The sequence below is a fragment of the Acinetobacter sp. ANC_7655 genome, assembly GCF_056784015.1.
This window is the reverse complement of sequence record NZ_JBWYJB010000012.1, coordinates 55,300-69,119: the sequence shown is the minus strand read 5'-3', so window position 1 is coordinate 69,119 and position 13,820 is coordinate 55,300. Positions and strand designations below refer to the sequence as shown.

Annotated in this window: 10 protein-coding genes; 7 read left to right on the top strand and 3 right to left on the bottom strand. The window is 38.9% G+C overall.

Going from position 1 to position 13,820, the window contains the following annotated elements; translation table 11 throughout:
* Positions 1–22: 22 nt before the first annotated feature.
* From clpX to tig, 3 genes are all read right to left on the bottom strand, one after another.
* Positions 23–1,333, bottom strand: a complete 1,311-nt coding sequence (gene clpX, locus AC1M9N_RS12295) for an ATP-dependent protease ATP-binding subunit ClpX (RefSeq protein WP_179998657.1) — start codon at positions 1,331–1,333, stop codon at positions 23–25.
* A gap of 33 nt (positions 1,334–1,366) precedes the next feature.
* Positions 1,367–1,978 (bottom strand): ATP-dependent Clp endopeptidase proteolytic subunit ClpP, encoded by a 612-nt coding sequence (clpP, locus tag AC1M9N_RS12290; protein ID WP_035265270.1) that lies wholly within the window; start codon positions 1,976–1,978, stop codon positions 1,367–1,369.
* 192 nt (positions 1,979–2,170) lie between these two features.
* The gene (gene tig / locus AC1M9N_RS12285) at positions 2,171–3,502 is read right to left on the bottom strand and encodes a trigger factor (RefSeq protein ID WP_180028337.1); all 1,332 of its coding nucleotides are present in this window, start codon (positions 3,500–3,502) and stop codon (positions 2,171–2,173) included.
* Positions 3,503–3,768: 266 nt separating this feature from the next.
* On the opposite strand from tig, the gene AC1M9N_RS12280 reads away from it, so the two are divergent.
* The 7 genes from AC1M9N_RS12280 (at position 3,769) to AC1M9N_RS12250 (ending at position 13,797) form a co-directional block, all read left to right on the top strand.
* Positions 3,769–6,027, top strand: coding sequence for a TonB-dependent receptor domain-containing protein (locus AC1M9N_RS12280; protein ID WP_481594950.1), 2,259 nt, complete (start codon positions 3,769–3,771; stop codon positions 6,025–6,027).
* 273 nt (positions 6,028–6,300) lie between these two features.
* Complete coding sequence (locus tag AC1M9N_RS12275; protein ID WP_481587582.1) at positions 6,301–8,592, top strand: TonB-dependent receptor; 2,292 nt, start codon at positions 6,301–6,303, stop codon at positions 8,590–8,592.
* 64 nt (positions 8,593–8,656) lie between these two features.
* The gene (locus tag AC1M9N_RS12270; RefSeq protein ID WP_481954839.1) at positions 8,657–9,340 is read left to right on the top strand and encodes a Fe2+-dependent dioxygenase; all 684 of its coding nucleotides are present in this window, start codon (positions 8,657–8,659) and stop codon (positions 9,338–9,340) included.
* A gap of 317 nt (positions 9,341–9,657) precedes the next feature.
* A complete protein-coding gene (leuA, locus tag AC1M9N_RS12265) occupies positions 9,658–11,355 on the top strand; it encodes a 2-isopropylmalate synthase (RefSeq protein WP_481954833.1) in 1,698 nt (565 codons plus the stop codon).
* 101 nt (positions 11,356–11,456) lie between these two features.
* Positions 11,457–12,617, top strand: coding sequence for a homoserine O-succinyltransferase MetX (gene metX / locus AC1M9N_RS12260; RefSeq protein WP_481954832.1), 1,161 nt, complete (start codon positions 11,457–11,459; stop codon positions 12,615–12,617).
* Positions 12,617–13,210, top strand: a complete 594-nt coding sequence (gene metW / locus AC1M9N_RS12255) for a methionine biosynthesis protein MetW (RefSeq protein ID WP_092766759.1) — start codon at positions 12,617–12,619, stop codon at positions 13,208–13,210. Before metX ends, metW begins: the two co-directional genes overlap by 1 nt.
* Positions 13,207–13,797 carry a tetratricopeptide repeat protein gene (locus tag AC1M9N_RS12250; protein ID WP_092766758.1) on the top strand — a complete coding sequence of 197 codons (591 nt, stop codon included), beginning with the start codon at positions 13,207–13,209 and terminating at the stop codon, positions 13,795–13,797. Before metW ends, AC1M9N_RS12250 begins: the two co-directional genes overlap by 4 nt.
* The last annotated feature ends 23 nt before the right edge of the window (positions 13,798–13,820 follow it).

Here is a 13,820-nt window from a genome sequence, read left to right as displayed (position 1 = left end):
GTTTCAGATGAATTACAATCAATTAAGCAGATTTAGTATCTAAAATCTTTAAATCGACCTTTTCTTCAACTTGTTGTTCTTGTTTAGGTTGGCGCTCAGCTCGATATTCTGGTTCAGCATTTTCATTGATCACAGCTTCATTGATCACAACAGTACCAATATCAGAGCGACTTGGTAAATCGTACATCGTATCGAGCAAGACGTTTTCAAGAATTGAACGTAAACCACGAGCACCTGTATTACGCTCAAGTGCTTTTTTCGCAACTGCTCGCAATGCTGAATCTTCGAATAATAGATCAACATCTTCCATTTCGAACAAGTATTGATACTGACGCGTTAATGCATTTTTTGGTTCAGTCAAAATTTGCATTAATGCTTCTTCGTCCAATTCTTCGAGCGTTGCAATCACTGGCAGACGACCAATGAATTCAGGGATTAAACCAAATTTCACAAGATCGGCAGCTTCTACCTGACTAAATAATTCAGATAACTTCTTAGAATCATCTTTAGTCTTCACGTCAGCAGTGAAACCAATTCCACCTTTTTCTTGACGCTGTTGAACGACACGCTCTAAACCAGAGAATGCACCACCGCAGATGAACAGAATATTAGACGTATCAATTTGAATGAACTCTTGCTGTGGATGCTTACGACCACCTTGAGGTGGAATTGAAGCTACCGTGCCTTCGATCATTTTTAAAAGCGCTTGTTGAACACCTTCACCTGAAACATCACGTGTTATTGAAGGATTTTCAGACTTACGGGTAATCTTATCGATCTCGTCGATATAAATGATACCCTTCTGTGCTTTCTCAACATCGTAATCTGCTTTTTGTAGCAATTTTTGAACGATATTCTCAACATCTTCACCAACATAACCAGCTTCAGTTAATGTCGTTGCATCAGCCATCGCAAATGGCACATCTAATAAGCGCGCTAAAGTTTGCGCCAACAAAGTCTTACCCGAACCTGTTGGTCCTATGAGTAAGATATTGCTTTTAGCAAGTTCTACACGATCTTCTGACTTTGCAGTTGATTGAGTCACTTTAAGACGTTTATAGTGGTTATATACCGCAACAGAGAGCGTTTTTTTCGCAGTGTCTTGACCAATCACATATTGATCTAAAGCTGCACGAATTTCATGCGGCTTAGGTAATGGACGAGTTGCCCATTCACCAGTTTCGACTTGCTGGCTCGTCTGAACTAAATCTAAGCATACATCTACACATTCATTACAAATGTAAGCGTCCTCGCCTGCAATGAGTTTACCCACTTCAGACTGCGTTTTACCGCAAAATGAACAATGCTTTTGTCCTTGAGGATTTTCAGACATCTTCACTCCAAATAAATTTCTATGCTTTACAGCTTAAAGTTGCGGACGTTTCGTTAAAACTTCATCGACCAAACCATATTCTTTTGCAGCTTGAGCGGTCATAAAGTTATCACGGTCTGTATCACGTGCAACAGTTTCATAATCTTGGCCACTGTGTTCAGCCATTAGACGGTTCAAACGCTCTTTAATAAATAGAATTTCACGTGCATGAATTTCAATATCTGAAGCTTGACCACGGAAACCACCCAATGGTTGGTGAATCATAACACGAGCGTTTTCTAAGCAGTAACGTTTACCCTTAGCACCAGCATTCAATAAAAAAGCGCCCATTGAGGCTGCTTGGCCCATACAATATGTCACGACATCTGGTTTGATGAATTGCATCGTATCGTAAATTGCCATACCCGCAGTCACTGAACCACCAGGTGAGTTAATGTACAGATGAATATCTTTTTCTGGATTCTCAGCTTCTAAGAACAACATTTGCGCAACGATTAAGTTCGCCATATTGTCTTCAACTTCACCCGTTAAGAAAATTACACGTTCGCGTAAAAGACGCGAGAAAATATCAAAAGAACGCTCACCACGAGATGATTGCTCTACGACAACTGGAACCAAAGCATTATCAATTGTTGGAACATACATACGTTATTTATTCCTGAATTTTTTGTCACTCAATACATTTTCACAATATGAGGGATAATTGTCGAAAATGCAAAATATTCACCATTAAATATCAGATATTTTTTAATTAGGCTTTGTGAATACAGGACAAGTTGATCCATATTTTTTACAAGAAAAAAGGCGCGTTAAGCGCCTCTTCCTTCGGATAACCGATTAGCCTTGTTGACGAGCTTGTTGTTCTTTCAACAATTCTTCATAGCTAACAGCTTTATCAGTTACTTTAGCAGACGCTAAGATGTGATCTACAACTTGGTCTTCTAAAACAACAGCTTCGATTTGTGCACGTTGTTGCTTATCATTTTTGAAGTATTCAATAACTTCTGTAGGATCTTCATAAGAAGTCGCCATATCTTCGATATAAGCTTCTACACGTGCTTGATCAACTTCGATTTTTGCTTCAGCAAGAATACTGCTCACCAAAACACCTAATTTTACTGATTTTTCAGCTTGCTCTTTGAATAATTCATCTGGAAGCATGCTTGAATCAAATGCTTTAGCGCCTTGAGCACCAAACTGTTGAGTAAACTGTTGGATCATTTGTTGACGTTGACGGTCAATTTCTTGAGACAACATAGATGCAGGTACTTCGATTTCATTTGCAGCTACAAGCGCATCAAAAGTTGCACCTTTCACTTGATTGCGAAGACCGTTTTTCACTTCACGTTCCATATTTTTGCGAACGTCAGCTTTTAACTTCTCAACACCTTCTTCTTCAGTTAAACCAAAGATTTTTAGGAATTCAGCATCTACGTCAGGAAGCTTTTGTTTTTCAACAAGCTTAACTGTGATTTTGAATTGAGCTGATTTACCTGCAAGGTTTTCTGCTTGGTAATCTTCAGGGAAAGTTACATCAATTACTTTCTCTTCGCCTTTCTTCATACCAACGATACCGTCTTCGAAGCCAGGGATCATACGACCAGAACCTAATACAAGTTTGAAGTCTTCAGCAGAACCACCTTCAAATTTTTCGCCGTCAATAGAACCTTCGAAATCAAAAGTAACTTGCATGTCTTTTTTAGCCATGCCTTTTGTTTCAGTCCAAGTCGCGCGTTGCTTTTGAAGATTTTCGATCATTTGATCTACATCTTTATCATTTACTTCAGTAGATTTACGTTCAACTTCTAAACCGTCAAACTTAACTGAAACTTCTGGGTAAACTTCAACAGTTGCTTCATAAACTAAAGCATCTTCTTTGTTTTCAACTTTTTCAATGTTAGGCATGCCTACAGCATTGATTTTCTCTTGTTGAATTGCTTCGAATACTGTGTCACGAATAACATCATTTACCACTTCTTGGTAAATGCTCGCGCCGTATTCACGACGAACAACATTTAAAGGCACTTTACCTGGACGGAAGCCGTTGATCTTAACTGTTTTAGCAGTACGTTTTAAACGAGCTTCGAATTGCTCATTAACACGGCTCGTCGGTACAGATACATTTAAACGACGGGCTACGCCCGAAACCGCTTCAGAAGTTACTTGCATGGCTTCCTCGATATAGAAATAGTAATTGCAATTTTTAAAGTGCCACATTATATGACAACAATCAAAGATATACAAAATACCTTTTTCGAACCATCTTTTTTATAAAGCTGAGAATATTTTTTTTGCTCACAAGGTTTGACCATATTCAATTCATTTTTCTTAATTATTGTTTGTTTTTTATTGCAAATGATAAAGTTTATCATTAATATTTGCATCAAATTTGATCATGCCCTCAAGCATCACTCATACCAGCGGAAGAACATAATATGAGTAAGTTTAAGCTTCAACCTCTTACAGTTGCATTATTCGCTTTGTCTAGCGGTGTAACATTTGCAAATACCACAAATGAAAATAGTGCTCATCAACTTTCTACAATTGTAGTTTCTGCAGCTGGTTACGAACAGAAAATCAAAGATGCTCCTGCATCAATTACAGTTTTAACAAGCGAAGATTTCAAAACCAAACGTGTAACCTCTCTTGCTGATGCACTTAAAGGAGTTGAAGGTGTTGATATTAGTCCAGCAGCTGGTAAAACAGGTACACTTAATATCCGTATGCGTGGTATGCCAGCAGAATACACCTTAGTGTTAATTGATGGAAAACGGCAAAACTCTGTAGGTAGCATCACCCCTAATGGCTTCGGCGAATCAAATAATAATTTTATTCCACCAATTTCTGCAATTGAACGAATAGAAGTTATTCGTGGTCCAATGTCAACCCTTTATGGTTCAGATGCTATGGGTGGGGTAATTAATATTATCACCAAAAAAGTCTCAGATGTATGGACAGGATCATTAACACTTAATGGTACCATTCTCCCGAATAGTTCTGACTTTGGGAATCAATATTCAGCTGAAGTGTTTGCTTCTGGCCCTATAATTAAAGATTTAGTTGGCGTGCAATTACGTGGCCGTAAAGCCGAGCGTCAACAATCTTATCTGAGTGATCCAAATGGTGCTTTAACACAAGGTAATAGCCCGACTAAGTCTGACATTGAAACTTTAGGTGCACGTATTACTTTAACACCACATGCTGACCATACAATTGCATTAGATGTTGAAAATACACAACAATGGTTCGATAACAGCCGCGGTCAATTAGGTACTTACCTTGATAACTCTGGTAAACCATTAGCCCCATCAGCAACACAGGGTTATGGCCCAAGCCAAGAATATGAACGTACTAAAGGATATATCTCACATGAATGGGATGCCGACTTTGGTAAGCTTGAGAGCAGCATTTCACATGTTGAAACTGAAACTATTGGTCGTCTAATCCCTGCAGGCATGTTAAGTGCTGCTGAAAAAAATAATTTCAATGATCGCAAACTAACAAGTGAAGACACCTATTTCGATACTAAATTTAGCACCCAAAAATTTGAAAATCATAGCTTAACCGTTGGTGCTCAGTGGTGGGAATCAAGCGTTAAGGATGGCATCCGCCGTGCCAACCCTGAACTGTCTTTTGACCAATATGGCTTATTTATTGAAGATACTTGGAGCATCTTACCAAACTTAAACTTAACTTTAGGGGGGCGTTTTGACGACCACAGCAGCTTTGGTGATTTCTTCACACCACGTGCATATGTCGTATGGAATGTGAATGAACAATGGACTGCAAAAGGTGGATATTCTGAAGGCTATAAAGTGCCACGTTTAGAGCAATTAACTCAAGGTCTATCAAACGTTGCGAGCCAAGGTCGTGCACCGGTATTAGGTAGCGCTAACTTAGAGCCTGAAACAAGTGAAAACTACGAACTTGGTGTTTATTTCGATAACCAAGCTGGCTTTAATGCCAACTTAACATTCTTCCAAAACAAGACTAAAGATAAAATCACAACAGTTGGTGCTGGTTACTCTTTAGTACATATTCAGGATAAAGATATTGCTGATTTAGTTGCGAAAGGTACTTATGTGCCTGGGGTGAGTTATAACGGTCGTCCAATTGAATTCGATTGTTCTGGTGCAGTAGATGCATGTAATGCCAAGTTTGCAGAATGGGGCATAGATTGGAATACCGCATCAAATCGTAACTTAACCCTTGCTCGCCCTTATAATGCGGATGAAGCAGAATCTCATGGTATTGAAGTAGGTGCAGGTTATCAGTTAAATGACCAGTGGAAGTTATCGGCGAACTATACATGGACTAAAGGTGAACTTACCGATGCTTTGGGTAATACAACCGATGACATAGATAATGCAGAACATGTGGCAAACCTTTTAGTTAACTATGTGCCTGCTGATAACATGAGCTTATGGTTGCGTGGTGAATATCGTAGTAGCCAATTACGTGAAGAAGGCAATGTTAAAAATGCGTTAGGTGATTTCAAAGGTTACACCCAATGGCACCTTGGTACAAACTATACTGTGAATGATAATATAGATGTCGGCGTTGCTATCTACAACATTTTTGATAAAGATTTTGTTGATCTTCAATATGTCACTTTAGATGATCAGTACTACAACCGTTATACCAACACTCAAGAAGGTCGTCGTGTACAATTAAGTACAACTTTTAAGTTCTAAGCAAAATTTTTTTAAAGACCCTGCGCTAGCAGGGTTTTTTATTTTATTAAAATAAAATTCCCTATTAAAAATAGCCATACAAAAATGTAGAAACTTTAATTTTTCCAATATTATTTAAATTCATTTACTTATACATAAAATATTACATTATTACATTTAAGCTTCCGTTATTTAGTTTAACTTAAATCGTAAATATCAATTTTAAGACCCGTTAAAGCTAAAAAAGAATCATTATTATTCTCAACCTGAAAACAAATTCAAATCAGGTTGAACATGGCCTTTATCAAGACACGTAAAAAAATCGTTTCATCTGCAATAGCAACGTCATTGGCTGTTATTTCAGGTCAAACTTTCGCACAAGAAGATACAGCGCATTTAGAAACAATTAAATCAGAGGCTCAATCAGAGCAGTCATTTAAAGTCGACAAATCCTCAAACGCTAAATACGTTGCTCCCCTACTCGATACTCCCAAATCAATCTCTGTTATTTCTCAAAAACAGATACAAGATACTCAAGTGACTACGCTGTCTGATGCTTTAAGAACTGTTCCAGGAATTACACTTGGTGCGGGCGAAGGTGGCAACCCAAATGGTGACCGTCCATTTATCCGTGGTTATAACTCTGAAAGTTCAATGTACGTTGACGGTGTGAGGAACTCTACTTCTCAAAACCGAGAAATGTTTGCCGTTGAACAGGTTGAAGTCACCAAAGGCTCCGCCTCTACTTTAGGTGGTGGAGGTTCCACGGGTGGTAGTATTAACCTAATTTCCAAATTAGCCAAATCTGGAGATGCTTTCCAAGGCTCTGTTGCTGGCGGTACTGATGCTTATGCACGTATCACATTAGATGCAAATAAAGATTTTGGGAATGGTATTGCGACTCGTGTCGTGGCAATGGGTCACCAGAATGAAAAAGCGGGACAACATAATGGCGCTGAATATGAACGTGCTGGTATTGCACCAAGTATTAGCTTTGGGTTAGACACGCCCACTCGAGCGACACTAGCCTACTACTACCTAAAGTCTGCTGATAAGCCAGATTCAGGTATTCCATATAAATACGACACTGACAGAAAAGCGACCGTCGGCTCACCCGTTGATGTTAAACAGGGTACATACTACGGTTGGTTAAATCGTGACTTTCAAAAGCAAGAAAATCAAAGTGGGACCCTTAAGCTAGAGCACGATTTTAGCGAAAATCTAAGCTTGATGAATACTGCTGTCTATAGCAAATCAAAAAATAATTACTTATGGACTCAACCAGATGACAGTCAGGGCAACGTCGCAAATGGAAAAGTTTGGCGTCGTCTAAATACCAACCTAACAACCACTGACAGTTTTACAGATCAACTCGCATTAACAGGTAAACTCCAAACAGGCATCATAAAACATAATTTCAATTTGGGTGCTGAATACAGTAAACAAGATTCTGAACGCGGCACAAACATTGTAACCGACCCTAATACCACGTTAATAGGCGGTAGTGGTGCTAATAATGCATGCTCATTAAATATTTCAAATGGTTGGTGTACTGATCTTTATAACCCCAATTCGAATGATGCTTGGCTAGGTAAAGTTCAAGCTAATCCAAATGTCATGAAGATTAAATCTGAAACACAATCAGTATATGCCCTAAATAATATTGAGCTTAATCCTCAGTGGCTCCTTGACCTTGGTATTCGCTGGGATGAATTCGAAACTGAAATGAAATACAATCAAGATACTGGTTCAGGCACTTCAGCAATTCAAGCAGGAACAAAATATAATTCAAAACACGATTTCTTCAATTATCAAGCTGGATTAACCTTTAAACCAAGAGAAAATGGATCAATTTATGCAAGCTATGCGACTTCAGCTAATCCCGTTGGAATCGATGCTGGTAATGGTTCAGAAGGGTTAAGTGTCCCAGGACGAAATACGACTGATGCACAAGCAAGAGCAATTAACAACCTCAAACCTGAAGAAGTCAAAACCTATGAAATCGGAACCAAATGGGACCTTTTGAATAACAGAATTAATCTCACAGCTGCTATTTTCCGTACAGAAAAAGAAAATACTCGCGCTTTAGATAGTGATGGATTTACAAGAAATATTGGTGAGACACGTGTTGATGGCGTTGAATTAGGCTTAAACGGCAATATCACAAATAAATGGGCTTTATCTGCAGGATACACATATTTAGATAGTGAAATTGTTGATGCAGGTTATGTAAAAAATAGCGATGGAAGTTATTCGGCTAGCCCAACTAATGGTAACCAAGTCCAAAATGTCGCAAAACACTCTGCCACTTTGTGGACAACTTACCAAGTTCTCCCTAAATTACAATTAGGTGCTGGTGTTTTAGCTATGGATCGAGTGTATGGAGATGCTGCAAATACCAAATTTGTACCAGGCTATGTTCGTTATGACGCCATGGCTCGCTATCAAGTAAATTCAGATATTGATCTTCAATTGAACGTCAATAATCTCTCAGATACACGTTATTTCACGAAAGCTTATGCTTCGCATTATGCAACTGAAGCTGAAGGTCGAAATGCTGTATTGTCTTTAAATTTCAAGTTTTAATTTCATTTCAGCATAGCTCTATACAAGCTATGCTTTTCATCACCTAAAGCAGTGAGTGATCGTAGTGATTCATCATATTCCAAATATTCTAAGCCCTGAACAAGTTCGATATTTTCGTGAAGAAATGTCTAAAGTAGATTGGGTCAATGGAAAGGTAACAGCTGGAACACTCTCTGCAACAGTGAAACATAATCAGCAACTTTCCAATGATCATCCCCTGACCAAACATCTAGGTGATATTATTTTAGAATCCCTAGGTCAACATCCTTTATTCTTATCAGCAGCAATTCCACTAGATATCATCCCTCCTCTGTTTAATCGCTATGAACAGCATCAATCATTCGGTTTTCATATCGACAATTCGATTCGCAGAGTTCAAGGCTCACAAGAACGCTTGAGAACAGATTTATCTTGTACTTTATTCTTGAGTGATCCGCACGAATATGACGGCGGTGAATTAGTCATTGAAGATACTTATGGATATCACGAAGTCAAACTCCCTGCAGGAGATTTGATACTTTATCCATCTACTAGCTTACATGAGGTCACTTCTATCCAATTGGGTTGTCGCTTGGCATCATTTTTTTGGGTACAAAGTATGATTCGAGATGATTCAAATCGACATATGTTATTTACTTTAGATCAATCTATTCAGCAACTTCGTATGGCATTAGGAGATCAACATGAGCAAGTCATCAAACTCACGAGCCTCTATCACAATTTAATTCGAAAATGGGCAGAACTATAATTTATTTTTCACAGTTAATTTTTATAATGAAAAATATTATTAAAAAAAAATATATTGTGAAAAAAAATTTCACATTCATCATACTTTGATCTAAATCAGGGAATAATTCTCTTGAAGATCGCACTATAATAAAAGAAAGAATTTACAAGCACTGTGACGGTATAGCTAAGCTCTATATATTCAAAAGATTTTTAGAGAATTCAGCAAAATGATGCAGTAAGCCACTTGTAAATTGATAGAATAGACACAATCGATATAAATAGCGCAGTGCCTTTACACAAGACCCAAGCATGTTGTGCTATGAAAGGAGTTATCTCATGATGTTGGCTGATCCAAGCAAAAAATACCGTCGCATGTACCAACGTGTAGACTTACCTGACCGTCAATGGCCAAATAACGAAATTAATAAAGCGCCTATCTGGATGAGCACCGACCTTCGTGACGGTAACCAAGCTATTTTCGAACCAATGAACATTGAACAAAAGTTCAAGATGTTCCAAATGTTGGTGAAAATTGGTTTCAAACATATTGAAATTGGCTTTCCATCTGCCTCACAGATTGATTTTGACTTTACCCGCAAATTAATCGAAGAAAATCATATTCCAGATGATGTCTATATCGAGGTATTAGTTCAAGCTCGTGATCACTTGATTCAACGTACATTTGAATCATTACAAGGTGCAAAACGTGCAATTGTGCATATCTATAACTCAAACTCACCAACATTCCGTCAAAAAGTATTGAATGTTGATGTAGCGGGTGCGAAAGCCTTAGCGGTGAATGCGGCTCAAAAAGTGAAAGAATATGCAGCACAATATCCTGAAACTGAATGGGTGTTCCAATACTCTCCTGAATGCTTTACCGCAACTGAATTAGAAGTTGCAAAAGATGTCTGTGATGCAGTCACTGAAATTTGGGATGCTCGCCCAGATAATAAAGTTATCTTGAATCTACCCGCGACTGTTGAAGTTTCTGGGCCTCATGTTTACGCTGACCAAGTTGAATGGATGCATCGCAACTTACAACGCCGCGATGGTGTCATTATTTCTGTACACTGTCACAATGACCGTGGATGCGGTATTGCAGCATCCGAGTTAGCGATCATGGCTGGTGCTGATCGTGTGGAAGGTTGTGTATTTGGTAATGGTGAACGTACAGGTAACGTTGACGTTGCAGCGATTGCATTAAATATGTATACCCAAGGTGTCGCTCCAAATCTAGATTTTTCAAATATTAATGAAATCATTTCTACTATTGAAGAATGTACAGGTATACCCGTTCATCCACGTCATCCATATGCGGGTGATTTAGTATTTACTGCATTTTCTGGCTCACACCAAGATGCGATTAAAAAAGGCTTTGAGTTCCAGAAAAACGAAGAAATTTGGGACATGCCTTACTTACCAATTGATCCTAAAGATTTGGGACGTGATTATGATGCAGTCATTCGTGTCAATTCACAATCAGGTAAAGGTGGTATCGCATACTTGTTAGAGTCGAACTACAACGTCGTATTACCACGTCGCTTACAAATTGAGTTCTCGCAAGTCGTGCAACAGGTAGCTGACGAAGAAGGCGTAGAAGTTTCTGCTGATCAAATTTGGAGTTTATTCCAAAGTACATATGTAAATCAGAAAGATAAACATTATGTCGCGAAAAACTATCGATTATCTGATGAAAATGGCAATCAAGTCATTGAATTAGATATTGAAGTCGGTGGTCAAGTTCAACATCTACGTGGTGAAGGCAACGGACCAATCTCTGCAATTTTAGATGCTTTACAGTTGCCAATCGATGTTGTGAACTATGAAGAACGTAGCATTGGTTCTGGTGCAAATGCTAAAGCGTTGGCACTAATTGAACTTCAAGTCAAAGGTACAGGTAAATCAGCATTCGGTGCTGGTGTACATGACAACATCGTGACTTCATCTATTGAAGGAATTATTGCATGTACAAATCGTTTAATTGATCAAGGTGTTTTGAGCACAGATCAAGTGATCGCTGCGGCAGTATAAATATTAGCAATAATATTTAGCACGAAAATGACTTTAGAAGGATACCCTCAAGTGGTATCCTTTTATTTATTCATACTTAAGATTTTAGGCGAATTTATCCTGTGTCTTTTCCAGCTGACTCAGTGGGCATTGTTGTTCCACAAAAGTTCCAATTTGAAGAACCACTCGCATTAGAATGTGGCCGCGTTTTACCACGTTTCGAATTGATGGTCGAAACTTATGGCACACTCAATGCAGATAAATCTAATGCAATTTTGATCTGCCATGCGCTTTCTGGTCATCATCATGCTGCTGGTTATCACCATGAAGATGATAAAAAAGCAGGTTGGTGGGATGCTTGTATTGGGCCAGGCAAAGCAATTGATACCAATACATTTTTTGTGGTGGCATTAAATAATATTGGTGGTTGTAACGGATCAACAGGACCAACCTCCCCAAATCCTGAAAATGAAAATCGTCCTTATGGTCCAGATTTTCCATTAGTGACCGTGCGCGATTGGGTTAAAACTCAAGCAATGCTGTCTGATCGTCTTGGTATCACTGTTTGGTACTCTATTATTGGTGGCTCTTTGGGAGGCATGCAGGCACTTCAGTGGTCTGTTGATTATCCTGACCGATTAAATAATTGTGTCATTATTGCCAGTGCACCTAAACTTTCAGCGCAAAATATCGCGTTTAATGAGGTCGCGCGCCAATCCATTTTGTCTGATCCTGATTTTCATCATGGTCGCTATTTAGAAAAAGACAGCTATCCTAAACGTGGTCTTATTCTAGCGCGGATGGTAGGTCACATTACCTACCTTTCTGAAGAAGCCATGAAACAAAAATTTGGTCGTGATTTAAAATCTGGCAAATTCATGTATGGTTTCGATGTTGAATTCCAAGTTGAAAGTTATCTTCGCTATCAAGGTGAACAATTTAGTCGTAACTTTGATGCGAATACCTACTTGATCATGACTAAAGCTTTGGATTACTTCGATCCTTCTCGTGAGTATGAACAATCTTTAGTTAAAGCAATGTCGAATACAAAATGTAAATTCCTTGTGATTTCATTTACTACGGATTGGAGATTCTCTCCTTCCCGATCTGTTGAGATTGTGGATGCATTGATTACCAATCATAAGCCTGTGAGCTATGTTGATATTGATGCAGAACAAGGTCATGACTCGTTCTTGTTCCCTATCCCTTTATATGTCAAAACTTTAAGGGCTTTCTTAGGTGGTATAGACCATCTTGCTTCAACCCCTAAGGAGACCGTGTAATGCGTATCGATCAGAAGCTTGCAGAAAAATGGATTAAACCTGATTCAAGCATTTTAGATCTTGGTTGTGGCGATGGTGAGTTACTGGCTCATATGAGCAAAAAGCACAACATTCGTGCATACGGATTAGAAATCGATCAAGAAAAGATTGCAATTGCAGTCAGTCGAGGGTTAAATATCATCCAACAAGACTTGAACCTCGGTTTGGGACGCTTTGCAGACCAGTCATTTGACTATGTTGTCATGGCACAAGCTTTGCAAGCTGTAGATGCACCTGATGTGCTTTTGCGCGATATGGTGCGTGTTGGGAAACAAGCAATTATTACTTTTCCTAACTTTGCACACTGGAAAACACGCTCTTTCCTTGCTTTAAAAGGGAAAATGCCTGTTTCGGATGCCTTACCCTATATGTGGTATAACACTCCAAATATCCATCTGTGCACGTTTAAGGATTTCGAAGCACTTTGTGCTGAGAATCAAATTAAAATTATTGACCGTTTAGCCGTGAATGGGAATCAACAAGGGAGTTTGCTCAGCAAGCATATCCCGAACTTGTTTGGCGAGGTCGCGATTTATCGAGTGAGCGCTCTATGAAAAAGTTATTCTTAGGTACTTCATTATTTCTAGGGTTGTTGAGTTTCCAAGTTCATGCAGATTATGTACCTCAACAACCATCAACTTCTGCACTGGCTGCACAGTATTCACGTATGCCTGTATCGGAGCTGCAAAAAGCTGCTCGAGCAGGCCAACCGGCTGCCCAGTTTTATTTGGCAACACATTATCAACATGGTAAAGATGTTGCTAAAGACCTAAAGCAAGCTTTCGTTTGGTATAAGGCAGCAGCCGATCAAGGTATTTCATCTGCTCAGCTGAATGTGGGTCGTATGTATGCTGACGGTATTGGTGTTGCTAAAAATGAAACCTTAGCTCGCCAATACTTCGAAAAAGCAGCAAGCCATGGTGACAATCGTGCAAGCTTCAATTTAGCCGTTATGGAAGAGCAAAAGAAAAACTATATGGGTGCTTACCAATGGTATGAGCTTTCTACACGTGATGGCATGTTAGATAATAAAGTGATCAATATGTCTGAGACAAAAAAGACGGCTTTGGCTGCCAACCTGACACCAGAACAAATTCGTACTGCACGTGATCGTGCTGATCAATGGATTCAAAGCCGTTAGTAACGCTTATAAGTTTGAAGAAA

What these genes read in the sequence shown, in the direction of transcription:
- clpP (WP_035265270.1), bottom strand. Translation starts at nt 1,978, where the DNA reads ATGTATGTTCCAACAATTGATAATGCTTTGGTTCCAGTTGTCGTAGAG.
- tig (WP_180028337.1), bottom strand. Translation starts at nt 3,502, where the DNA reads ATGCAAGTAACTTCTGAAGCGGTTTCGGGCGTAGCCCGTCGTTTAAAT.
- leuA (WP_481954833.1), top strand. Translation starts at nt 9,658, where the DNA reads ATGATGTTGGCTGATCCAAGCAAAAAATACCGTCGCATGTACCAACGT.
- clpX (WP_179998657.1), bottom strand. Translation starts at nt 1,333, where the DNA reads ATGTCTGAAAATCCTCAAGGACAAAAGCATTGTTCATTTTGCGGTAAA.
- metW (WP_092766759.1), top strand. Translation starts at nt 12,617, where the DNA reads ATGCGTATCGATCAGAAGCTTGCAGAAAAATGGATTAAACCTGATTCA.
- AC1M9N_RS12275 (WP_481587582.1), top strand. Translation starts at nt 6,301, where the DNA reads ATGGCCTTTATCAAGACACGTAAAAAAATCGTTTCATCTGCAATAGCA.
- AC1M9N_RS12250 (WP_092766758.1), top strand. Translation starts at nt 13,207, where the DNA reads ATGAAAAAGTTATTCTTAGGTACTTCATTATTTCTAGGGTTGTTGAGT.
- AC1M9N_RS12280 (WP_481594950.1), top strand. Translation starts at nt 3,769, where the DNA reads ATGAGTAAGTTTAAGCTTCAACCTCTTACAGTTGCATTATTCGCTTTG.